This window comes from Lacipirellula parvula, assembly GCF_009177095.1.
Lineage (GTDB): Bacteria > Planctomycetota > Planctomycetia > Pirellulales > Lacipirellulaceae > Lacipirellula > Lacipirellula parvula.
In genome coordinates this window covers 2,286,994-2,309,108 of sequence record NZ_AP021861.1, presented here as the reverse complement: position 1 = coordinate 2,309,108, position 22,115 = coordinate 2,286,994, and the positions used below count along the sequence as shown (strand labels likewise).

Annotated in this window: 20 protein-coding genes; 9 read left to right on the top strand and 11 right to left on the bottom strand. The window is 61.8% G+C overall.

Annotation, left to right across the window (positions count from 1 at the left end; genetic code table 11):
• Positions 1-809 precede the first annotated feature (809 nt).
• The gene (locus tag PLANPX_RS09015; protein ID WP_152101827.1) at positions 810-1,724 is read left to right on the top strand and encodes a LamG-like jellyroll fold domain-containing protein; all 915 of its coding nucleotides are present in this window, start codon (positions 810-812) and stop codon (positions 1,722-1,724) included.
• A gap of 150 nt (positions 1,725-1,874) precedes the next feature.
• On the opposite strand, the gene PLANPX_RS09010 is transcribed toward PLANPX_RS09015, so the two are convergent.
• Together PLANPX_RS09010 and PLANPX_RS09005 are read right to left on the bottom strand one after the other, a co-directional pair.
• A complete protein-coding gene (locus PLANPX_RS09010; RefSeq protein WP_152098412.1) occupies positions 1,875-2,387 on the bottom strand; it encodes a hypothetical protein in 513 nt (170 codons plus the stop codon).
• Between the two features lie 190 nt (positions 2,388-2,577).
• On the bottom strand, positions 2,578-3,810 hold the full coding sequence (locus PLANPX_RS09005) for a hypothetical protein (RefSeq protein WP_232536343.1): 1,233 nt from the start codon (positions 3,808-3,810) through the stop codon (positions 2,578-2,580).
• A 592-nt stretch (positions 3,811-4,402) separates the two neighbouring features.
• Here PLANPX_RS09005 and PLANPX_RS09000 point away from each other — a divergent pair.
• From PLANPX_RS09000 to PLANPX_RS08980, 5 genes are all read left to right on the top strand, one after another.
• Entirely contained in the window at positions 4,403-4,897 is a 495-nt protein-coding gene (locus tag PLANPX_RS09000; RefSeq protein WP_152098411.1) for a chemotaxis protein CheW, read from the top strand.
• 79 nt (positions 4,898-4,976) lie between these two features.
• Complete coding sequence (locus PLANPX_RS27730; RefSeq protein ID WP_198421864.1) at positions 4,977-6,038, top strand: MCP four helix bundle domain-containing protein; 1,062 nt, start codon at positions 4,977-4,979, stop codon at positions 6,036-6,038.
• Positions 6,026-6,322 (top strand): hypothetical protein, encoded by a 297-nt coding sequence (locus PLANPX_RS27725; protein ID WP_198421863.1) that lies wholly within the window; start codon positions 6,026-6,028, stop codon positions 6,320-6,322. The genes PLANPX_RS27730 and PLANPX_RS27725 overlap by 13 nt, the downstream gene beginning before the upstream one ends.
• A gap of 192 nt (positions 6,323-6,514) precedes the next feature.
• On the top strand, positions 6,515-6,886 hold the full coding sequence (locus PLANPX_RS08985) for a hypothetical protein (RefSeq protein WP_152098410.1): 372 nt from the start codon (positions 6,515-6,517) through the stop codon (positions 6,884-6,886).
• Positions 6,887-6,989: 103 nt separating this feature from the next.
• Positions 6,990-8,057 (top strand): bifunctional transcriptional activator/DNA repair enzyme AdaA, encoded by a 1,068-nt coding sequence (locus PLANPX_RS08980; RefSeq protein ID WP_152098409.1) that lies wholly within the window; start codon positions 6,990-6,992, stop codon positions 8,055-8,057.
• 45 nt (positions 8,058-8,102) lie between these two features.
• Here PLANPX_RS08980 and PLANPX_RS08975 read toward each other — a convergent pair whose 3' ends face one another.
• The 7 genes from PLANPX_RS08975 to PLANPX_RS08945 all read right to left on the bottom strand — a co-directional run bounded on the left by PLANPX_RS08975 (position 8,103) and on the right by PLANPX_RS08945 (position 16,785).
• A complete protein-coding gene (locus tag PLANPX_RS08975) occupies positions 8,103-8,921 on the bottom strand; it encodes an enoyl-ACP reductase FabI (RefSeq protein ID WP_152098408.1) in 819 nt (272 codons plus the stop codon).
• Between the two features lie 205 nt (positions 8,922-9,126).
• Positions 9,127-9,555, bottom strand: coding sequence for a 3-hydroxyacyl-ACP dehydratase FabZ family protein (locus PLANPX_RS08970; RefSeq protein WP_152098407.1), 429 nt, complete (start codon positions 9,553-9,555; stop codon positions 9,127-9,129).
• Between the two features lie 131 nt (positions 9,556-9,686).
• Entirely contained in the window at positions 9,687-11,120 is a 1,434-nt protein-coding gene (locus tag PLANPX_RS08965) for a phytoene desaturase family protein (RefSeq protein WP_152098406.1), read from the bottom strand.
• Between the two features lie 188 nt (positions 11,121-11,308).
• The gene (locus PLANPX_RS08960) at positions 11,309-12,700 is read right to left on the bottom strand and encodes a phytoene desaturase family protein (RefSeq protein WP_152098405.1); all 1,392 of its coding nucleotides are present in this window, start codon (positions 12,698-12,700) and stop codon (positions 11,309-11,311) included.
• A gap of 89 nt (positions 12,701-12,789) precedes the next feature.
• Complete coding sequence (locus PLANPX_RS08955; protein ID WP_152098404.1) at positions 12,790-13,050, bottom strand: acyl carrier protein; 261 nt, start codon at positions 13,048-13,050, stop codon at positions 12,790-12,792.
• 167 nt (positions 13,051-13,217) lie between these two features.
• Positions 13,218-14,462 (bottom strand): beta-ketoacyl-[acyl-carrier-protein] synthase family protein, encoded by a 1,245-nt coding sequence (locus PLANPX_RS08950; RefSeq protein WP_152098403.1) that lies wholly within the window; start codon positions 14,460-14,462, stop codon positions 13,218-13,220.
• A gap of 916 nt (positions 14,463-15,378) precedes the next feature.
• Entirely contained in the window at positions 15,379-16,785 is a 1,407-nt protein-coding gene (locus PLANPX_RS08945) for a hypothetical protein (RefSeq protein WP_152098402.1), read from the bottom strand.
• Between the two features lie 502 nt (positions 16,786-17,287).
• Here PLANPX_RS08945 and PLANPX_RS08940 point away from each other — a divergent pair.
• Positions 17,288-17,512: a hypothetical protein gene (locus tag PLANPX_RS08940; RefSeq protein ID WP_152098401.1), complete on the top strand. Its 225-nt coding sequence runs from the start codon at positions 17,288-17,290 to the stop codon at positions 17,510-17,512.
• Here the strand turns inward: PLANPX_RS08940 and PLANPX_RS08935 are convergent.
• Positions 17,458-17,724: a hypothetical protein gene (locus PLANPX_RS08935; RefSeq protein ID WP_152098400.1), complete on the bottom strand. Its 267-nt coding sequence runs from the start codon at positions 17,722-17,724 to the stop codon at positions 17,458-17,460. The two genes, PLANPX_RS08940 and PLANPX_RS08935, sit on opposite strands and share 55 nt — an antisense overlap.
• Complete coding sequence (locus PLANPX_RS08930; protein WP_152098399.1) at positions 17,721-17,915, bottom strand: hypothetical protein; 195 nt, start codon at positions 17,913-17,915, stop codon at positions 17,721-17,723. The genes PLANPX_RS08935 and PLANPX_RS08930 overlap by 4 nt, the downstream gene beginning before the upstream one ends.
• 242 nt (positions 17,916-18,157) lie before the next feature.
• Between PLANPX_RS08930 and xylB the strand changes: the two genes are divergently transcribed.
• The gene (gene xylB, locus PLANPX_RS08925; RefSeq protein WP_152098398.1) at positions 18,158-19,678 is read left to right on the top strand and encodes a xylulokinase; all 1,521 of its coding nucleotides are present in this window, start codon (positions 18,158-18,160) and stop codon (positions 19,676-19,678) included.
• Between the two features lie 194 nt (positions 19,679-19,872).
• Positions 19,873-22,095 carry a hypothetical protein gene (locus PLANPX_RS08920; protein ID WP_152098397.1) on the top strand — a complete coding sequence of 741 codons (2,223 nt, stop codon included), beginning with the start codon at positions 19,873-19,875 and terminating at the stop codon, positions 22,093-22,095.
• The last annotated feature ends 20 nt before the right edge of the window (positions 22,096-22,115 follow it).

Below are 22,115 nucleotides of genomic sequence, written 5' to 3'. Positions count from 1 at the left end.
AGTCGTCGGAAACGCATCAGCGGCTCACTGTTTTGGCGGCGATAGTCGTTAGAATCGCGTCTAATCTAGACTCGTCGATGCAAATTGCCTACGCCGTTAATTCGCTGCTGCGACTACCGCTAGGCAGGCCTCGCGACCTGGAAACCGTTCGACGCAGAGTGCACGAAAGAAGAGGCATTCCACGCTGGTAGAAACGCCAATTCGACGCCGCTCCGCCGCGCGTGACGCTGCATCTCAACCCCCGCCAGGCGTTCGCAGGCAGCGGCCGCCCCCCGCTACCGGCGGCATGGCCTTGAAATTAGCCCCGCAGCCCGCCAGAAAGAACTCAAATCCGACTGAGTTCTGCCGTCTTTTTTCTGAACGAGGCACTTCGCAAAGGATCTCAAGTTGCTTGAGTGCAACGCGCCGGAGCGTGCAGCGCCCCGCTAGACCAGCAACTCCCGAGAATGGATGTATCATCAATTGCTGAAAAGAGTTACACCCAACGGAACGGAACCTCGCGATCGATTCGCCGATGGGACCCAGTCGTCTCATAAACGCCCTCGACGGCGTCAATCGACGACCGCACGACCGGCAAATCACTAGCGAACCATTTTTCTATTTCGCATTGGCGGATTACAGTGAGTGAGTCGAGCCGCCTCGGGCTCGGCTTCGATCGCACAAGTGCTCGCTGAACCTGCTGGCACTGCTATCGGACTAGTCTGCTTATCAATTTTCCCTTAGTGTTCTCGAACAAGCCGTCGCCGAACTTCGTTCGGTAAGCGGCAGTTAGCACTCTGTTCTGTTTTCTCCTTGGAGGCACCGTTCTAATGAAGCGGCAACTACTGGCAGGCACTTGCCTTCTCGCGCTCTGCGCGACGTCGGCATCGGGTGCCCTGGTGCATCGTTACACCTTCGATGGCAACGCAAACGACTCGGTCGGCACCGCCAACGGCGTCGTCATGGGCAACACGGCCACTTACGCCGGCGGCCAGATCGTTCTCAGCAACCCGACCAACACGGGCTCTGGCGCCTTCAACAACAACAACGTTCCGGCAAGTGGATCGTACGTTGACTTTCCGAACTTCCTCATCCGCGACGCCGCCGCGGCCGGCCAAGCTGGCGCCGTCTCCGTCGAGATGTGGGTCACGATGAACACCAATCGTGATTGGTCCGCTCTCTTCGCTGCCGGCATCAGCAGCAGCGGCATCGAAGGCAACTCCGATGGCGGCAACGACAACTTCCCCTACCTCCAAATCATTCCGCGCACCGGCGATGGCGGCGCAGGCAACGACCTCCGCGTCACCAGCAACGGCGTGGCCGGCCCCGAAAGCTTCGTCGACGCCCCCGGCGATTCGACCGATCTGCAAGTCGGCGTGCAGGAACACCTGATCGCCGTCTTCGATCAATCGGGCGGCCTGCCGGGCACGATCACCGTCTATCGCAACGGCGCGCTGTACGGCGCCCCGGCTCCGATTGCGAACAACCTCAACATCGCCGCCAACGCGACCGCCTTCCCGGTCACGACCCTGGCCGACGTCAACGTCTGGCTCGGTCGGTCGATGTGGCCCGATTCGTTGATCGACGCCAGCATTGCCGAGCTACGGATCTACAGCCATGCGTTGACCTTGCAAGACGCCCAGAACAACAACGGGCTCGGCCCGAACACGGTTGTGCCGGAACCGGCCAGCTGTGCCTTAGCAGCCCTGGGTCTGGTTGGCTTGGCTTGGACTCGCCGTCGCTAGGCCATTGCAGCAACTGAGCTGCGAGAACTGCAAGAAGTAACACGAAGCGGGCGTTTGAGAAGTCACTTCTCAAACGCCCGCTTTTTTTGTGCACTGACGCGATCGGAACCGCGACTGAGCCTCGTCGCCTGAGAACCGGCGATCCTGACGCTACTTGCTGTCGATCTCAATCGCCTTAACGGCGCCATTCTTCTTGAGCGTCTTGCTAAACGCCAACTCGACGTGCAGCTTCGCGTCGCTGAACCCTTTCACGCTTGCGCGCGGCGGCGTCGAATAGCCGTGCCCCGGTTCGGTAACGACAATCCGCTTGATTTGGCCATCCTCAACGATCGCTTCCGCCTTCGCTGCCTTCACCGGCCACAGCTCGTCTTCCTGCGGGCGAAATCGATAGTAGTCGGAGACTTCATCGAGCCGCTCGTTCGTGACGCCGTGCGGGCCGAGCACGCTGAGCAGCGCCTCTTTGTTCTTACGGGCTTCTGCGCCCGACGGCCCCCGCCCGCGCGCCGGCGTGACGCCGCTGAACGCCTTCCGAAAGACCTCCGGCTTCACGCCGAGCGCCGCCGCAATCAGCGGAATGGGCCGGCCGAAATCCTTCTTCGAGATGTCGTGGCCGCCCGCGAACTTCACGGGCACGCGCGTCTCTTCAGCGGCGGCGGTCGACATGGCCAAAATCGTTGTGCAGGAACCAACTAGGGCAAGTACTCGACGGCGGCGTAGCATGGCGGTCCACTGGGCAATAGAACGGCTCCGCGGCAACTGAGCGGCAGAGCATACGCAGAACGCCGCTCAGTCTAGCCGACCGCTCCCATCGCCCGCCAGCGCCTCAAGCCTGCACGCGTCGCGTTCGCTCATGCTACTCGCTCGACCACAAATCGTGCTTGGTTTGGTAGAGAATTTCGGCAATCGCTTGGCGATCGGCCGGCGAGAGGTGCGCAAACTCCGCTCCCCCCTGCCCCGCCAAGATATCGCGAAACCGCTGACCAACGTAAGACTTCATCGCCGGATGGAGCGCATCGAACGCCGGCGAGTAGATGAGGTAACTGCACGGATACTTGAACAGCCGCGTCGTCAGATCGAGATCGCGCAGCGAACGCCCCTGACTGTCGCGCGGCCCTGCCTGTTGAAACTCCTGCGTAAACGCCGACGTGCCGACGATCGGATGCGTGAGCGGAGCTTCGCCGGCAAACAACAGCCCGGCCACGAGCTTGTCGCCCGCACTGGCGATGCGGCGCGTCGTGCTCTCCAAGCGATGGTCTTCCGGCTCGCCCAGGGCCTTATTCAGCGCCGCCTCGTAATACATGGCTTGCCGCGCAGCGAAGTTAGCTTGCGCGATGAGGTTGTGCACATGCGTCTGATGCTCGAAGACTAGCAGCGCAACGATGTCGCTGTGGGGCGTGAGATAATTCTCGGTCCGCAGTCGGCCAGTCAGATCTACCACGTTGTGGCCGTCGTCGTTCGGCCAGGGACGCGACGCCTTCCGGTCGCGAATCAGCTGATTCCCCAGATGCGTCTGCTCGCCATGCGTCCCGGTGACGTACCACCCGCCCCAGCGATCGGCAATCGGCGTGGCATGGTCCACCCGGTGGCTTCCTTCCGACAGAATCGGCTGGCCGCTGGGACTTGTGAACAGCGAGCGAACCAGGAAGCCCGGAATCGGGGTCGAGTCGGCAACGACGTGGCACTGCAAGCAACGATGGGTTTGCCGCTCCAGCCGCGGAGCCTTCCCCTCCGTTTGATCGAGCGTGTAAAAGACCGCCCCAAGTTGTGGATCGGCCGCCGCCACTTCGAGCGTTTCGCCCCCCACGCAGTAGCCAACGTACACGTCGTCGTTGAAATAAATCGCTCGCGGCGTGCGCGGCGAGATGCGATCGCGCTGCAGGCTCGTTTTTGAAAAAACCAGCATCTGCGTCGCCGGCGAAATCTTTAGCTCGTGCAATAGTGCCGGCAGGTACCCCTGCTCGGCGTCCCAACCGAGGGATTTTCCTTGCTCGAACGCCCCTTGCAGCCGCACCACGGAGTTTTTGGGAGTGGAGCGGCTGTAGTCAATAGGAGGCTGCTCGAACTCATCCGCTGCTAAAGCTGGCAAGGCACTTGCCGGTGGCCAAGCGGCGATAGCCGCAAGCCAGACGATAAGACGCAGAAATTCCCGATAAGATTCCATCACTCTAATTTAGACGGGATGGTGAGAGAGCGATATGGATGCGAGACCACAAGTGTCGATAAACCCGACACACATAAACCTCATCGCACGAGCGAGCAACGCCTTGCCGGATATGTATATGCGCATTGCGCATTTTATCAGATCATTCGCGCATCGTCGACTTGCGCGTTCGAACTAGCAATCGCCGCCCCGACACTCGCCGCTTACCTCCTCGCCGACGCGGCCCCGCGCCCTGCCAAGACTGACGTCGAACAAGCCGCGACTTCCCGCGCAAACGCCCGCGCAGCGTCATAACCGGCGCCGCCGCGGTTAAATATATAATTGGCGCCGGATATCTTTTATTACGCACATACCCGCATTGCAGACAAATTAGCTTCGGTCAGCGACGAGCGTACTGTTGCTGCATCGCCAAGCTACCGAGTTGCAGTTCAACTCGCTTCTTGCCGCGACAATCAATCGATTGCCCGGGTCGCTAGCGGTGTGCGCCTGCGACGGCGAACAATGAACGGAGGATGCGATGCAAGACGATTACGCGGCGGGAGAGTTGGATTTGGCCCGAGAAAACGGGCAGTTTTTGACCTTTACCCTTCAGAACGAGGAATACGGCATTGAGATCCTGCAGGTGCAGGAGATCAAAGGATTCTCAAAAATTACGCCCATCCCGAACGCACCGCCGTTCGTTCGAGGGGTGATGAACCTGCGCGGCACGGTGGTCCCGATCATCGATCTCCGCGCTCGGTTCTCGATGACCGAGAAGCAGTACGATCAATTCACGTGCATCGTCGTGGTCAATGTCGTCAATCGAGTCGTCGGGCTCGTCGTCGACACCGTTTCCGACGTGCTGAGCATCCCCACCGACGCCATCGCCGAACCGCCGGAACTGGCCAGTTTGGAGAGCGCTTCCTGCATCACCGGGATGGGGAAGCTTGGCGAACGGATTGTGATGCTCCTGGATACCGCCCGCCTGGTCAGCGCGGAAAACTTCTCCGCTCCCCAAGTATCGGCTGCCTAGCTCATGTCACTTTGATCGACTCTCAAAGGCAATTACTCACCACGACGCACCAGCGTCATTTCTCTCGGAAGGTTAAACGATGAATTGGTTTAAAAGCCTGAGCGTGCAAGCGAAGTTGTTATTCAGTTTTGCCGCGGTCTGTTCCATCAGCGCGATCGTCGGCGTATTCGGATTGGTCAAACTCGGGACCATCAATGCCATGCTCGACGAGATGTACGTCAAGCAGACGGTCGGCATTTCGGCCCTCAAAGAGGCCAACATGTGCATCGTTCGCATCGGCCGCTCGGCCCGCGAAATCGTTTTGGAAAAGAATCCTGAAACGAACCAAGCAAATGCTGAAGAAGCCCTCGCGTTCGGCAACAAGGTCGTCGAACAACTCGAAGCCGCCCGCCCCACAATCACCGACCCTGCTGATCGGGAGAAGTTTGACCGCGTGATGGCCATCTTCCCGCCCTATTGGGTCGAGTTGCAGAAAGCGATTCAGCTCGGCCTGGAGAACAAGGATGAAGAGGCGTACGCCATCATCGCCGGCAACCTGCCCCAAGCGAAGGAAATCGGCCGCAACGTCAACGAACTCTGCGAAGCCAAGGACATTGCTAGCAAAGCGGCGGCGGCCACCGGCGACGAAGTCTTCTCGCAGGCCCGCACGCTCATGATCGGCGTCATTGCCGTGGGAGTGTTGGCTGGCCTGACGCTCGGCTACCTGATCGCTCGCTGGTTCGCCAAGGCGATCATGGAAGTCGACGACATCTCGAACTCGGTCAGCTCCGCTTCGCAGCAGTTGGCTGCAGCTTCGGAGCAGCTGAGCTCGGGCGCTCAGCAATCGGCTTCGAGCCTCGAGGAAACCGCCTCGTCGCTGGAAGAGATCACCGCCACGGTTCGTCAAAACGCCGACAACGCCGACCAGGCCAACCAACTCGCGAACAGCTCGCGTGAAACGGCCGAAAAGGGTGGCGCCGTGGTGGCTCAAGCGGTCGACGCGATGGGCGAGATCAACCGTTCGTCGCGGAAGATTGCCGACATCATCACGACGATCGACGAGATCGCGTTCCAAACGAACCTGCTCGCTCTCAACGCCGCGGTGAGCAAACGGTCGGCATCGAGCAGATCAACAAGGCGGTCGCTCAAATGGACCAAGTGACGCAAAGCAACGCTTCGCAAACCGAAGAGATGAGCGGCACGGCCGTCGCCTTGTCGGGCCAAGCCGAGCAGCTGCAAATGGTCGTGGCTCAGTTCAATCTGAACCGCGAAGCGAAGCAGTCACCAAAGAAGACGGGCTACACAGCTCCGAAGGCGACCGCTCCGTCTTACTCGACGCCGAGCAAGCCGGCCAAGCGGACCGCCGCGAAGCCTGCGAGCCGCCGCGTCGAGGAACTCGAACTGGTCGGCGCCGGCGCCGGTCACGACGGGTTCGAAGAATTCTGAGCTCCGGCTACTGAGTAAATTGAAACGACCCTCGGTCCGCCACGCTGGCGGGCCGAGGGTTTTTTATTCGCCGTTAGCGGCTCCGCTTTCAATAAAAGCCATCGGCTCCGCCGGTGGACGGAGCATAAGTACGGCGACCTAGCACTTCGTCCACCGGCAGAGCCGGCGGCTTCTACGAGAGCAGCCCCAACCATGAGCATCTCCGCGATCACCACCCGCCCCTCGACCGCCACCGCCGCGATCGACGCGATGTTGTCGAAAGCCCGCACCGCTTACTTCACCGCGTGCAGCCCATCAGCCGCCGCCCACCGCGCTCGTCAAGCCGACAAGCAGCGTACAGTGACGCCGCCGCGCAGCTTCTCTGCCAAGCTCGGCGGCGAACGCATCATTTGCACGACGGCCGCGGACGCGGCCGACATCGACTTCGTCGACCGCCTGCTCGAAGGTTCCGCGCGTGCCAATGACGAAGCGACCTGGGATCGCCTGATCGAGCTGATGCTGCGTCACGGCCGGCATCGCGCCGCCCGGCGCCTCGCCGATCTACGCGACGCTGCCGCCGTCTAATTTCGCAAGAAATCTCCCCAGAAAAACATGGTTGTCACGTTAGCGGTTGCCTTCGAGGGCCGCCGCGCCTCATGCTGTAGGGAACACAGCTGAGGAACAAACGATGACTGCCAACGCCCTGCCCTCTACAGCCAACTTCGACCAGAGATACGACGCGATCACGCGTCGCGATCCCGAATACGTCGGCTCCTTCGTCACGGCGGTGAAGACCACCGGCATCTTCTGCCATCCCACGTGCCGCGCTCGCACGCCGAAGCGTGAGAACGTCGAATTCTTCGCCACCGCTCACGAGGCGATCGTTCACGGCTATCGCCCCTGCAAAGTCTGCAAGCCGATGGAAGCCCCCGACGAAACGCCCGGGTTCATCCAAGCGCTCATCGAAGAACTGCAGGCCGACCCGTCGCTCCGCTACCGCGCCGACGATCTGCGACGCCGCGGCATCGAACCGGCCACCGTGCGCCGCTGGTTTCTCCGTCATCACCAAATGACGTTCAACGCCTACCAACGAATGCTGCGGCTCAATCGCGCCTACCGCGAACTCTCGGCCGGCCAATCAGTCGCCGCCGCGGCGTTCGACTCCGGCTACGAATCGCTGAGCGGTTTTACAGACGGCTTTCGCAATGCCCTCGGCACTCCGCCATCGCAAGCGAGTGCGGCAACTGTCATTCACTTGGCGCGCCTCTCCACGCCGCTCGGCCCGATGGTCGCCTGCGCCACTGATGAAGGCGTCTGCCTCTGCGAGTTCGCCGACCGCCGCATGCTCGAAACCGAATTCGCCGACCTCCGCAAACGCCTGAACGCCGTCATCCTGCCGGCCGACGACAATCCCCACCTAGGCCAGCTCGATCGGGAACTGCAAGAATACTTCGCCGGCACGCGCACCGTGTTCGAAACGCCGCTCCACACGCCGACGACGCCCTTCCGCCAGCGCGTCTGGGACGAGTTGATCACTATTCCCTACGGCGCGACGCGCAGCTACGGCGAACAGGCTGAACGTATCGGCAAGCCAACCGCGGTCCGCGCCGTCGCGTCGGCCAACGGCCAGAACCGCATCGCGATCGTGATCCCCTGCCACCGCGTCATCGGCGCCGACGGCAGCCTCACCGGCTACGCCGGCGGTCTCGCGCGGAAGCAATGGTTACTCGACCACGAACGCCGACACTCAGGATGATGCTGCGCTGTAAGGAAAAGGATTCACCAGAACTGCGCCCGCAGTTCAGTCTCGCGGCAGCGCATCAACGGCCGGTTTTACGAGCCGCGGATCAAAGTAGTTCACTTCCATCCCCGCGTCGATCACCAGCCGCTGGGCGTTCATCCCGCTCGACCGCGGGCTCAGCAAAAACGCCACGGCGTTCGCGACTTCCTCGGTCGCCACCGCCCTCCCCCGCAGCGTCGCCCGCTCGGCGTAGAGGTACGAATCGACGTACCCCGGAATGCCCGCCGACGCGCTCGTCTTCAGCAGCCCCGGCGCCACGGCGTTGAACCGCACTTCGGAGAACTGGCTAAACGACTTCGCCAGAAACGCGAGGCTCGAGTCAAGCGCCGCCTTCACCGGCGCCATGAATCCGTAGTTCTCGCTCGCCATCCGCGTCGTGCTGATCGAAATCGTCACCACCGACGCATCGCGGGCGAGCTGGTCCTTCATCGCATTCGCCAAGGCGACGAGCGAAAAACAGCTGACGTCGAACGTCCGCAGCAACTGCTCGCGCGACGTCTCATGAAACGGCCGCATCCCCCGCTCGTCGTAAGCCGCGAACGCGATCGAGTGAACCAGCCCGTGAAACCCGTCAAAGTCGGCGGCAAATTTCGCGGCGAGCGCGTCGATCTGATCCTGATGCTCAACGTCGCACACGTAAACCGGCGCCTCGCCGACCAGTTTTGCCACCGACGCCTGCCGAGCCGACGACCGCACGACGTACACCACTTCGGCGCCCGCATCCCGCAACACTTGGCCGACGTGAAACGCCACGCTCTTGCGATTCGCGACGCCAAACAACGCAATGCGGCGACCGGCGAGTTGGAGAAAATCGGACATTTCTGTGGGCCTGAATGAGGAACGGTTCGACGCTGCTAGTTTAACCGCCAAGGACGCCAAGGACGCCAAGGGGAAGAGGACTTACCACGACGACACGACGAGCACTACGAAGGATAATCATTTGACTTCTCGTCGTGGCCGTCGTGTCGTCGTGGTTCAATTCCTCTGCTTTGTATTTCCTTGGCGATCTTGGCGTCCTTGGCGGTTAATTCTTCGGAGCCAACGTACAAGCAAACTCCAACCGGCAAGCCACCTTCCCGCCGACCGTCACCTTCGCCGTCATAAAAAACGCCGTCGACAGTCGCTCGGTCAGCTCGACTTCCAACTCCACCGTGTCGCCCGGCAGCACCATCTTTTTGAACTGCACGTTGTTCGCCCGCGTCGCCACCGGCACGCGATCGTCGGCGCCCGAGACTAGCTTCGACAACAGCACGGCCCCCGCCTGCATCGACGCTTCGCACAAAATCACGCCCGGCGTAATCGGGTAATCGGGGTAATGCCCCGCGTACCAAAACTCGTCGCCGCTGAACGTCTTCCGGCAAACAATGCGATTCTCCGACTGCTCGACGATCTCGTCGATAAGCAAGAACGGCTCGCGATGCGGAATAGCGGCTTTGATTTGTTCGAGGGACATCTGAGGTATCTCACGCAAAGGCGCGAAGGCGCAAAGGATTACAAGAAGGAACTAGACGAAGCGATAACTCAATCAAATGAAACTAAAAGTCTTTCTTCTTTGCGCCTTCGCGCCTTTGCGTGAGATCTTCTCTAAGTCGCCGCCTTCGCGGCAGCCATCAAATTCGAATCAACCTCATTCGCCACGATCACCCCGTAGTTCATCGCCCCGAGCCAGCCGCTCATGATGATGCCGACGCTCCCGGCATGGAACAGCCCGCTCACCTGCTGCGGAATTGCCCGGCTCACCGCGAGCCCTTCGAACTTGGTCCCGAAGCTCGCCCCCGCGATGTGCTGCGTGTAATGCTTGAACGTCACCGGCGTCGACGCTTCGACATGATCGACCCGCTCGCGAATGTTCGGCACATACTTGTCGAGCGCATCGAGCGTCGTCTCGCACAAGTCTTGCTTGCTCGCTTCGTATTCGTCCTCGGGCAGGTTGGCCCAATCTTCGTAGCGGGCGTTCGTGCTCGAAACGACCAAGCACCGCGGCCGCCCCTCAGGCCGCGTCCGCGGATAGTAGAACGAGAACGTCCGGCTCGTCACGTCGCGGCTCAGCAGCAAGTCGGTCTGAAACACCGGCGCCGTGCTGCTGAAGAGCAAATCGCCGGTCGACTCATCGATGACGTCGTCCGGCTTCAGCGCGATGTACACCTGCGTGCTCGAATTATTGAGCCGCACCTCACGCGCATCGTCGACAAACCCTTTGTCGAAATACTCCTCGCCGACGAGATTAAAAATCGTCTGCTTGAGGTTCGCGTTCGACATCACGGCGCCGCAGCTAATCGTCCGCCCGTTCACCGTCACCGAGCGCACCTGCCCGCCCGTGCAGTCGATGTGCTCGACGTTGCAGTTGATGCGAATATCGACGCCGCTCTTCTTCAATTCCTCTTCCATGAGCCCGATCAGCCGGTCGGTGCCTCCCTCGAACGTGAACACGCCTTTTGACATGAAATTCGAGAACACGATGCCGTAGCTGATCGCCGGATCTTCGAGCGTGCTGCCGTTCGCGTAGGTAATCGGCTCCATCAGCAACCGGATGACGTCTTCGCGGCCGGGGAAGAACCGATCGAACAGTTGCCGCGTCGTCGTCTGCTGGTCGTCGTAAAAGTTCATCCCACGGGCGGTATCGAAGAAGCCCTGCACCGCTTCGGGCGCGACCTTGAACTCTTCGATCAGCAGCTTCGTGAAATCGTCGCGATTGAACGTCGTCGTCAGCGAGAACATCGGGTTGTCGAACCGAATGCCCGTCAGCTGCACGATGCTGTCGGCAATCTCCTTGGTCCAGTACCGCCGGCAGCTTTTGATCATGCCGACCGGGAACCCGTGCAGCGAGATATCGAAGATGTGCCCGCCGGGACGCTTGAACCACGTCGCCATGCCGCCGAGCTTGTAGTGCTGCTCGAGCAACAGCACCGAACGGCCGGCGCGAGCCAGCACGTTGGCGGCAGTCAGCCCCGCCAACCCGGAACCAATGACGACCACGTCATAGTGATCGCGGGCGTCTTTAAGAAAATCTTTGGCCATATCAACAACCTGGGACCCGCCGCGACCACCGGTCGCGGCTTTTTCGGCGGTTCATGATATCCCAACCAACCCGTTTGCGGCATGGGTATAAAGCCGCGACCGGCGGTCGCGGGCATTTGATCGCGGCCATTTGATCGCGGCATCGAACGGTTCGCCACCGCGACCACCGGTCGCGGCTTTTTGGCGCATCACGAATCCCGCAAACAATGCATGTTCGCCATGCCGATGCCGCTGGTGATCGCCCCGATGATCCCCACAAACCCCTGGTCCGTCCCGCAAATGAACAGATTCTCCAGGTGTGTCCGCCCGTCGAGTTGCTTCTCCGGCGCCCCGTAGATAGCGCCATTGTCGTGCCCGGTAAACCGCACGATCGTCGTCGGCGTGAACATGTCGGTGTCGACCACCCGCCCGCGATAGTCGGGAATGAACCGGACCGCCGAGTCGGTAATGTAGTCGTACCACCGCAGCTTTTCTAGCCGGTACGTTGGCTCGTCGAGGCCGCGCCAATAGTCGAAGTTCGCCAAGGCCGTGATCCGCATCACGCCCTCGCCCTTCTTGTCGAGCGGCTCGTCGTACTCAAAATTGTTCGGACTGCAAATAACGCCGCTCCGCAAGTCGCACGGCTCGTGCGACTCGCTCCAATCGAACGTATCGCTGTCGTTGTAAAACGTAATCGTCCGATCGTGCCCAAGCCGTTTCGGTTCGACGTCGAGCGTCGCAATCGTTTCGCAAAAGCTCAGCCGCCCCGGCGGACGCTGCGCCGTCACCGCTTGCCCGTCGTCGCACAGCCGCATCGTCTCCGGCCAACCAGCCGACGACAGCACGCGTTTCGCCTCGATGGTCTGCCCATTTTGCAGCACGACGCCGGCCACGCGGCCATCCTCGACATGCAGCCGCTCGACGCCGGTGCGGAGCTTCAGTTCGCCCCCCACGCCGCGGAACTTCCGCACGAGTTGCTTGAGAATCAGCCGCACCCCCGCATGGGGCCGCCCCAGCCCTTCCATAAAAATGCTGCGGAACATGATCGAGAACTGCCCCCAGTCCATGTCATGTTCGCGGGCCGAGCCGTAGAACATCAGCGGGCAGAACAGCATCTCCACCAGCAGCGGCTCGGTGAGCAACTCGTTAAGCCGCTCGCGCGCGGAAATCGCCGCATGCGTTTCGTTGAGATCGTCGTACTCAGCCACTTCGGCGACGAGCCGCTCGAAGTTATCGACCTGCGCTGGAAACGTCCGCGCGATCTCCGCGCGGAACAGATCGAGGTCGTTGTCGAACCGCAGCCGCGCGCTGGGGAACACGATCTCCGACCCAATCTGCGGCGAGATCGCAAAGTCGTCCCAAGATAGCCGCAACTGCCGCAGCAACCGCGCGAGCGGCCCGCGTTTGGCGCCCTTCGGCGTGATGTTCGTCAGCGCGTGCAGCCCGACGTCGTAATCACGGCCGCGCAGCCGATAAAATCCGTTGAGCCCGCCGATCGTCGTGTGTCGCTCGACAATGCAGACCCGCTGATCGTAATAAGCGAGCCGAATCCCCGCGGCCAAGCCGCTCATCCCGGCGCCGATGATGAGGGTGTCGTACATCAATGACGAATTCCCGAATGACGAATGACGAATGAGAACCGTTGATCACGCCAACCCGCATTCGTCATTCGTCATTAAGTCATTCGTCATTAAACCTTTTGGATATCCTTCATCAACGGCTCAAGATACGTCACCGTCGACGTCATGCTCGCTAGGTTGACGTAGTCGTCTTCCGGAATCTGAATCCGGTGCCGCTTGCGCAGCTCCATGACGATGTCGAGAAAGTCCATGCTGTCGAGCTCCATCTGCTCGCGGAAGCTCTGGTCGTCGTTCAGAGTCGACAAATCCTCATCGGGAGCGATGTCGGACAAGATGTCGAGGACCTCTAGTTTGATCTCATCGCGGGTCATGTCGTAACTTCCTGGCTAAGCAGCCTATGAAGGTGAATGACGAATGACGAAACCAGAATGACGAATGGAGGAAGTGTGGCGCCTTCGTTTTTCATTCGTCATTCGGACTTCGTCATTCGTCATTCATACCAATGTTTCTCTAGCGGCGTTGAAAATGCTTCCGTTGCCTAAACGCGTTTAATAATGACAGCCGAGTTGATCCCCAGCATGCCGAACGAATTGTTCAAAATGTATTCGACGCCCTGCGTCTCGCGTGGTTCGTTCAGCACGAGCCCCGGCAACTCGCACTCGGGGTCGAGGTCGTCGACGTTGATCGTCGCATGGCAGACGCCATCCTGAAACGAAGGCAAGTTGCCCGCCAGTTCCAGGGAGCCCGCCGCGCCCATCGCGTGGCCGATGAAGCTTTTCGTGTTGTTGATATGCGTCCGCTTCGACTCGCCGAACACCGTCCGCAGCGCGATGCACTCCTGCACGTCGCCGCTCGGCGTCGCCGTGGCGTGGGTGCTCACGATGTCGATGTCTTCCGCGTTCAGCCCCGCTCGCTTGAGCGCCTGATTCATGCAGCGAGCCTGCTGCGTCGGGTTCGGCAACACGAAATCGGTGGCGTCGCTCGTCATCGACCAGCCGACCAGTTCGCCGTAGATCTTCGCCCCGCGTCGCGTCGCGTCGCTGTACCGCTCGAGGGTGTAAATGCAGCCCCCCTCGGAGACGACGATGCCGTTGCGACCGCGATCAAACGGGCGCGATGCCTTCGTCGGGTCGGCGTTGCTGGCCAAGGCCCCTTGGCTGGCGAACCCGGCGAAGATGCCAAACGTGCGAATGCTCTCCGAAACGCCGCCGGCGATCGCAAAGTCGCACTCGCCGAGCATCAACATCTGGGCGCCCTGAATCAGCCCCGCATTGCCGGCGGCACAGGCGGCCCCGATCGTGTAGTGGGGGCCGGTGATCCCCATGTTGAGCGTGATCTCGCCCGCCGGGTTGTTCGCCACGGTCCGCGGGTTGTGGTGGTGGGTCCAAACCTTCGTGTCGTAGTTGAACTGGCTGATCTCGTAGACTTCGTTCTCGGTCTCGACATTGCCATGTTCGGTGAGGCCGATGTAAACCCCGACCCGCTCGCGGTCGATCGCCTCCCAATCAATCCCCGAGTCCGCCACCGCCTCGCGGGCACAGTAAATACTGACGCTGCCAGCACGCGTGCCGCGGCGGACGTCTTTCCGCCCCTGGTACTTCAGCTCGTTGAAGTGGCAAACCCCGGCCAGCGTGTCGCCGACGTAGCGGATGTTGTACGGCTCGACGCCGCTCTTTCCAGCCAACAGCGCAGCGCGATAGTCGGCGAGATTGTCGCCGTTGGGCGCGGTCAAGCCGATGCCCGTGATCACGATGCGTTGGTCGTCGGAAGCGCTGCGAATCATGCGGTATTTCTAGTCGTTTTCGGCCGCGCCCAGCTCGGGGCGCCAGCACAGAGAGAACCCATCAGGCTACTGCCTTGGGTGGAATCGTACAAGCCGCGCACGGCCAAGGCCAGGAGCGCGGTGAAGTTCAAAAACTACCGCATGGAAGAGCTGAAGGATCGCGCCGAAAACACCGCCCCACGCGGCCTCAAAAAAAGCCGCGACCGGTGGTCGCGCCCGGCACTCCCATTCACGTCCCCCTGACTGAAATCTCTCGCAGAGGCGCAAAGTCGCAGAGAAATTGCCGGACGCCGCATGCATCTCCCTAATTCGCCGCAATAAGCGATTGAAAACGGCCACCCGACTTTGTAGTATACAAATGAATACATCAAATAACAGCTAGGCTCTTTGGCAATTTCACTCCGCAATGAGAGCGCCGCACAGCGAAGCTAGCGATGCGCGCCGTCAACACATTCACCCTGACCAACGATCCGGGCCATCGCCGAGAGCAACCAGCCCCGCAGGGGCGACATACTGTAGCCAGGGGCGTAAGCCCCTGGTGCGCGCTCATCAACAATCTCAAGCCCCAGAGGGGCGACAGAGTCCTTCTAATTCGCGCGAACGATCGTGTCGCCCCTCCCGGGGCTTCAGCAAAACTGCATGATCCGCGACCAGGGGCTCACGCCCCTGGCTACATCACTCGGGCCCCTCCGGGGCCATTGCGAAGGGCGCAACGAGCCGAATGAGGATCCTGCCCGCGCCGCTAAATGTCGCCTTAAAAGCGACACGACACGCGATACGAACAGCGCAATAGCAAGAGGCGAAACGACTTAGAGCGATTCCTTAGTGTCGCCTAAAATCGCACTTTGCGCTGGACGAGACGCGACACGACATCAAGCGACACGATCGAGACTGGTGATTTCTAGCTGGAGTCCGCTCATTCCGTCTCACCTAAGTGCCGCCGATAAGCCGCCGCCTGCTTGTCACGGCCAAGGCGTTCGGTGATCTCCTCCCACTTGGCCGCGACCCCTTCCAGGGCGACCGTGGCTGCGGCCTCGTCGGCCGGGGCCGTCCGCACCACTTCCGCGAGGTGGTTGAGATACTCGTCGATCGCCGGGATCCGTGGCACAAGCGTCGGCGCCTCGGTGGCCAGGGCCGCGGCGACGAGCTTCGTCACCGGCTCCGCCTCCTTCGCCACCGTCAACTTTTTCATCCATCGGCTACTGGCACCCGCCTGCGACGCCCGATACCACAGCGTCCCGGTGCTCCGGGAACTTAATCCCGTCGCCACGTCGCCGGTCGTCAGCCACTGGGCCAGTTGAAACCCCGCTACCGCGTTTCGCGTACCGGCAGTCACCCCGACGAGTCGCCCTTCAACGCCGAGCAGCACGACGGCCGACGGATTCGTTTCGCGTTCCCAACCGCCGCGCGTCTGCGAGTAAGTTTCCGCCGTCGGCGGGATTGCCGCGAACGCCACGTCGCGCGGCGCCGCACCATCCTCGGCAGCGAAATCCTCGTCGATCGCGCTCGGCCAGCCTAGCGTCGACTTCGCCTCATCATTTCCCACCAAGCGCATTGCTTCGGCAAACCCGATCGGCGGCTGATCGCCGCGTGGCGCATTGGCGGCCGTCAACTCAACGAGCGCCTTCACAAACTGCGGCTCCGCAATCCGCGGCGTCATGCTCGCCGGATCGAAGAGCGCTTCGCTGCGGCGGTACGACTCGGTGTAACCCAGCCCCCGTAAGATGAGCGAGTGCGCCGCCGACAGCCCGTCAGTCGGCGCCGTCGCGACCGGATACTCAGCCGGCTTCGGCATCGCGGCCCCAAACTGCGAAAAAATCATCAGCGGCGGCGAACCAAGCGGCAACGCATAAACTTGCCCGCCGAACTTCATTTCCGCTTCGCGAATGGCCGGGAAAATATCGTTCAACCCAAATGCGGGATCAGCGAGCGTCGTCGCCCGCAGCGGCCGCAAGTCGCCCCGCTCGACCAAGGCGCCCAACTGTCGCGAGGGAAAGATGACCACATCGCCAACCAACCGCTCCGCGGTGAGAAATTCCTCGAGCGACACGCTGTCGACTTTCAGTTCCCCGCCGGTGCGGGCCTTCCACTCGCCGCGCAGCAGCCGCAAGCCTTCAGCCAACTGGACGTCCCCCGCGACCTGTACCGTCAACGTCACCACCGGCGCCGGCGTGAGCGGCTCGGCCTGCGGGTCGGACGCGGCCGCCGGGTCGCTTCCACCTCCGCCGCACCCGACGAGCGACACGAGAACCAGCGCGAGCAGCGAACAGAGCCAACGGTGAGGCAAAGGGCCGGCAGGCGAGATAGCGACAAAAACAGCCATGCGAGATCGATCGGGGATTGCGGGTGGATGAGCGGGCCTCGCCTATTCTACCGCCCCGCCGCCTCGCCCCGCCAGGGAACGCGACCTCGCGACCCGCTCGCCCGCGGCGGGTCCGGCTGTGCCGAATGTGCGGCGATCCGCTCGCCAAAAAATCCGCCGCTGGACGTTTTCACGCACAAAATGGAGTGACGACAACGCTTTAATTACTTTTAACACATCCAATTTGACGGGTGCCTCGCAGCAATTACTCTGACATCAACGCCGCGTCGCCAGACGCCGGCAATCGCGCCTGCGGCAGGCTCGTGGATGGTTTCTCGCACCTTCCTCTGCGAAAAATGCCGCCGGCGCCCGCCTGCCGGCGGCCGCGTTGCTCTCGATCGACCCCTGAGCCCCGCGGCGCCGGCCGGCATTTTTCCCGCCCGGACCTTAACATCCGCCCGACGCCGATTTAGACTACCGTTTTCTTTGGCGGCGATACGGGTCTAGCATGTTCACTGAGCGGATGAGTATTCGACTCGCTCTTACCGAGCGTGGCGAACAGATCAAACTGCGGTTCATCGAGCGGCTGCGCGTCGAGGTCGACGCCGACGGCCAAGAGCAAGTCACCGCCGATCCGCCGACCGTCTCGATGCTCAATGGCTCGGAAGTCGCGATCCTCGATGACGGCAAGTATCAGGTCGTCGAGACCGGCGAAGTCTTGTCGCCGCTGGAACCGAAAGCACGATGAGCGTCGTGCTGACGCTTCGCACCCTGTACCGCCGTCTTGTAGTAACCCGAACACAAGATGGTAACGCCGCAGGTGATCGCGGTGAAGAACATTGCCCCGGCAACCGTGGCGAGGTACTGCCGCAGGTCCGGATTGCGGAGCATCACAGCTCCGACGAGCCCGAGATTCGCGAGCGTTGCCGACACCTTCAAGATTTGTTTGGCGGCCTTCATCTCGCTCCTTGCCAGTGGCCGAAGACTACCGCTGGCCGCGTCGTCGAAGCAGCCGCAGCAGCAGCCTGATTCCGCTTGTCCTCTTCAATCCGCTCGACGACCGTTTCGGCCCAACCGAGCCACAGCGGAACGATCGTCGCCAAAGCCAGCAAGGCGCCGAGACCGAATTGTCGACGATGATCGCGGTTCATCCACGCAGTCTATCTGATTTCACCGTCGGAACGCGAGCTTATTCTTGCTGGTCCCGCCGCCGACCTTCGAATAATTACATCGCCCCGTCACTTTGCGTCGGCGCCCGTTCCGCCTGCCGCTCGACTCGTGCGGCAGTTATACTCGTCCACCAACGGGCCGCTACGCCCCTCTTCGTTGGTTGAACGCTAATCACGAGCCGCGACTCTGCGGCGGCACCTTAGGATAGAGCTCGGAGATCTTTATGGCAGTCTGCCTCGGCATCGACGTCGGCACCTCGGGGACGAAGGCTCTCGCGATCTCCCCCGCAGGCGAGATCCTCGCCTCGGCAAGTTCCAACTACGGCTGCGCCCACCCGAAGCCCCTCTGGAGCGAGCAGGATCCCGAAGACTGGTGGGCCGCGACGATCAAGGTCGTCCGCGCCGTCGTCAAGCAAGCCAAGCTGAAGCCGAGCGACGTGGCCGCGATCGGCCTCTCCGGCCAGATGCATGGCTCGGTCTTCCTCGACAAAGCGGGCAAAGTGATCCGCCCTGCCCTCCTCTGGAACGACCAGCGCACGGCGAAGGAGTGCGAAGAGATCGAGTCCCGCGCCGGCGGCCGGGCGAAGCTGATCCAAATGGTCGCGAACCCGGCGCTCACCGGCTTCACGGCCCCGAAGATCCTCTGGCTCCGCAACAACGAGCCGAAGAACTTTGCCAAGACGGTGAAGGTGCTGCTGCCGAAGGACGAGATTCGCCGGCGGCTCACGGGCGAGTTCGCCACCGAAGTGAGCGACGCCAGCGGCACGCTGTTGCTCGACGTGGTCCATCGCCGCTGGTCGCAACCGCTGCTCGACAAGCTGGAACTCGACAACAGCCTGCTGCCGAAGTGCTACGAATCAGAGGAAGTCACCGGCACGCTCACCGCCGAGGCGGCCAAGCTGCTCGGCCTGACAACGGCGTGCAAGGTCGTCGGCGGCGCTGGCGACTGTGCAGCGGGCGCGGTCGGCAACGGCATCGTCAAGGCGGGCCTGCTCGCCACGTCGATCGGCACCTCGGGCGTCGTGTTCGTCCACAGCGATGAACCGCAGTTCGATCCCGAAGGTCGACTCCACACCTTCTGCCACGCGGTCCGCGGCAAGTGGCACATGATGGGGGTCATTCTCTCCGCCGGCGGTTCGCTGCAGTGGTTCCAGGACGCCCTCTGCTCCACGATTGATAAGAAAGGCGCCCGCAAGCCGACCGTTAGCTTCGAAGAGCTGGTGAAGGAAGCGGCCGCCACGCCCACCGGCGCCGAGGGCTTGCAGTTCCTCCCCTACCTCGCCGGCGAGCGGACGCCGCATCTCGATCCGCATGCTCGCGGCGCGCTGATCGGTCTCACGCTCGCCCACGGACGCGGCCACATTGTGCGGTCGATTCTCGAAGGCGTCACCTACGCCCTGCGCGATAGCTTCGAGATCATCGAAGGCCTCGGCGTCCCGGTGAAGCAAGTTCGCGCGGGCGGCGGCGGGGCGAAGAACCCCTTCTGGCGGCAGATGCAGGCCGACGTCTTCGGTAAGGCAGTGAGTGCGATGGCGGCCGACGAAGGCCCCGCGTACGGCGTCGCGCTACTCGCCGCAGTGGGGGCAGGTCATTACAAGGACATCAGCCAAGCGTGCGCCGCGGCGGTCAAAACAGCCGAAAGCAGCAAGCCCGACGCCCGTGCTCGAAAGGCGTACGACCAAGCCTTCCCGGTGTTCCAGGGGCTCTACCGCTCGCTGCGGAGCGAGTTCCCCAAGCTGGGCTAAAACGGCCCGTTTTTCAGGGATTCCGGCAATTTTCCCCGTGGCACGGCGAATAAGCTACCCTTGCCGAGCGATTTCTGCGCGCCTGCAAATGCAGGTTGCAATCGCGCACAGGCAGCACTACAGTGCCGGCTTGCGCTTAGGGCGAAGCCAACACGCACCGCTTGATTGTCGTACCTCACCTTCAGGATGGACCGATGAAAACTTTCTCTGTTCGCTTCTGCAGCCGATTGCTGCCGGCCCTCGGCCGCAGCGCGGCGCTGGCCGCGGGCCTCATGCTCGCGGCGCCGACCTTCGCCGCCGATGACGAAGACTACGGCAACTCGCTCGACTGGGCGCCAGCGAGCGCGAGCGTCTACACCAGCAGCTTGCGGATCAAGGAGCAGATCGACGTCATTGCCGAGAGCAATGCCTGGAAGAAATTCGTCGAGATTCCGTCCGTCGCCATGGGCTGGCAGATGGCCCAAATGCAAATCAACAATCCGGAAGGCCCGGCTGCCATGTTCTGGCAGCTGATGGAGCTGCCGGAGAACCAGCAACTCGCGAAGTTGCTCGGCGAGATGTTCTCGGAAGAGGTCGTCTTCATCGCTGGCGAAGACTTCCCGAAGTTCATGGAACTGCTGAGCATCGTCCAAGGCAGCCGCCTGGCGCCGATGATCGAAGCGATGAACGCCGCCGGCGGGCACATCGACCCGAACGAAGCCCGCATGCGAGCCGTCGCCGACGCGATCGCCGAAGATCCTGAGCTGCTGACGGTCCCCGACATGCTCATGGCCTTCAAGGTGAAGGACAATGCCGCGGGCGAAACGCAGCTGAAGCGTCTGGAAGTCGTCGTAAAGATGGCGCTGAAGAACTCGAAGACTGAAATCGAGTTCGAGCGCGAAACGATCAACGAAGTCGAATACCTCGTGCTCAACCTCGACGGATCGACCATCCCGTGGCCCGAGGAAAAGCCGGCCGGTCTGCAGATCGACGAAAAGACCTACGACAGCCTGAAGGAAATCATTTCCGACAAGAAAATCGCCGTCGCGCTCGGCGTGTGGGACACCTACGTCGTCCTCTCGATCGGCGAATCGACGGAACAACTCGCCACGCTCGGCGACGAAGACAACGATCTGCTCGTCGAAACCGACTCGTTCGAGCCGCTGTTGCCTCACCTTGAAGAAGAGGAAGGCGACCTGGTCGGCGTCCAATTTATTAGCGCCGGCGTGATGAAGGCCCAAATGCTGTCGGCCGCCGACCTCGACGACGCCGCGGAAGAACTCGGCGCGCTGATCGAAGCGTCGGACGACATCGACGACGAACTCAAAGGCGAACTCAGCGAAGACCTCGTCGAGCTGGCCAGCGACCTGAAGCCCTATCTGCCGAAGCCCGGCGACATCGCCGGCTGCACGCTGAAGACGGAAGAAGGCTTCGAGAGCTTCACCTACAACTGGGCTGAGAACACCCGTCTCGACGGCTCGTTGCCGCTGGAACTGACCAACCACGTGGGCGGCAATCCGGTGTTCGCGTTCGTCGGCCGCGGCGTGAGCGACCCCGAGGCGTACGCTCTGCTCGCCAAGTGGGTCGGCAAAGGCATCGAGTATTTCGAAGGTTACGGCCTCGCCGAAATGGACGAAGATGATCGCGCCGAAGCCGAGAAGGTCCTCGAAGTCGTGAAGCCGCTGTTGGCGAAGATCGACGAGGCAACCCGCGAGCACCTGATTCCGGCGCTCGAAGATGGCCAAGGCGGCTTCGTCCTCGACGCCGACATCACCAGCAAGAAGTGGCAAGGCGAAATGCCCGAGTCATACGCCGAACTTCCGATGGCCGAGGTCGCGCTGGTCTTCGGCGTCAGCGACGCTGACGAGTTGAAGGCAGCGGGCAAGGCTTATTGGTCGATCGCTCAAGAAGCGGTCGAAGCCTTCAAGGAATTCGACGAAAGCGAAGTGCCGGAAGACTTCGAATTGCCCGAGCCTGAGGAAACGGAAGCTTCGGACGGTTCAATCTACACCTGGGCTGCTCCGAGCGAAGCCAAGCTTGACGACCAGATCGCCTTGGCGATCGGCGTCGGCGAACACGTGGCGACGATCAGCAGCTCGCCCGAGCTGGCCAAGCGAGTCCTTACCGAAACGCCGTGGGAGAGCTTCCCGGTCGGTTCGGCGGACGAGCCGCGGGCGGCGGTGGTTGGCTTCGACTTCCCCGCGCTGATCGATGCGGTGACCCCGTGGGTCGACTACGGCATCCGCTCGAGCGTCGAAGGCGAAGAAGCCGCCGGCAAAGAGCCGGAAGATGGTTCGCAAGCGGGCGAGATCATCAGCCAGGTTCACACCGGCCTGGAAGTGCTGAAGTGCTTCCGCGGCGTCTGGAGCGAAACGGTCAAGGAAGACGACGCCTGGATGACCCACTCGATTTCGAAGTTCGAAGACCTGGAGGATTAGTCCTTAAGAGTTCTCGAACA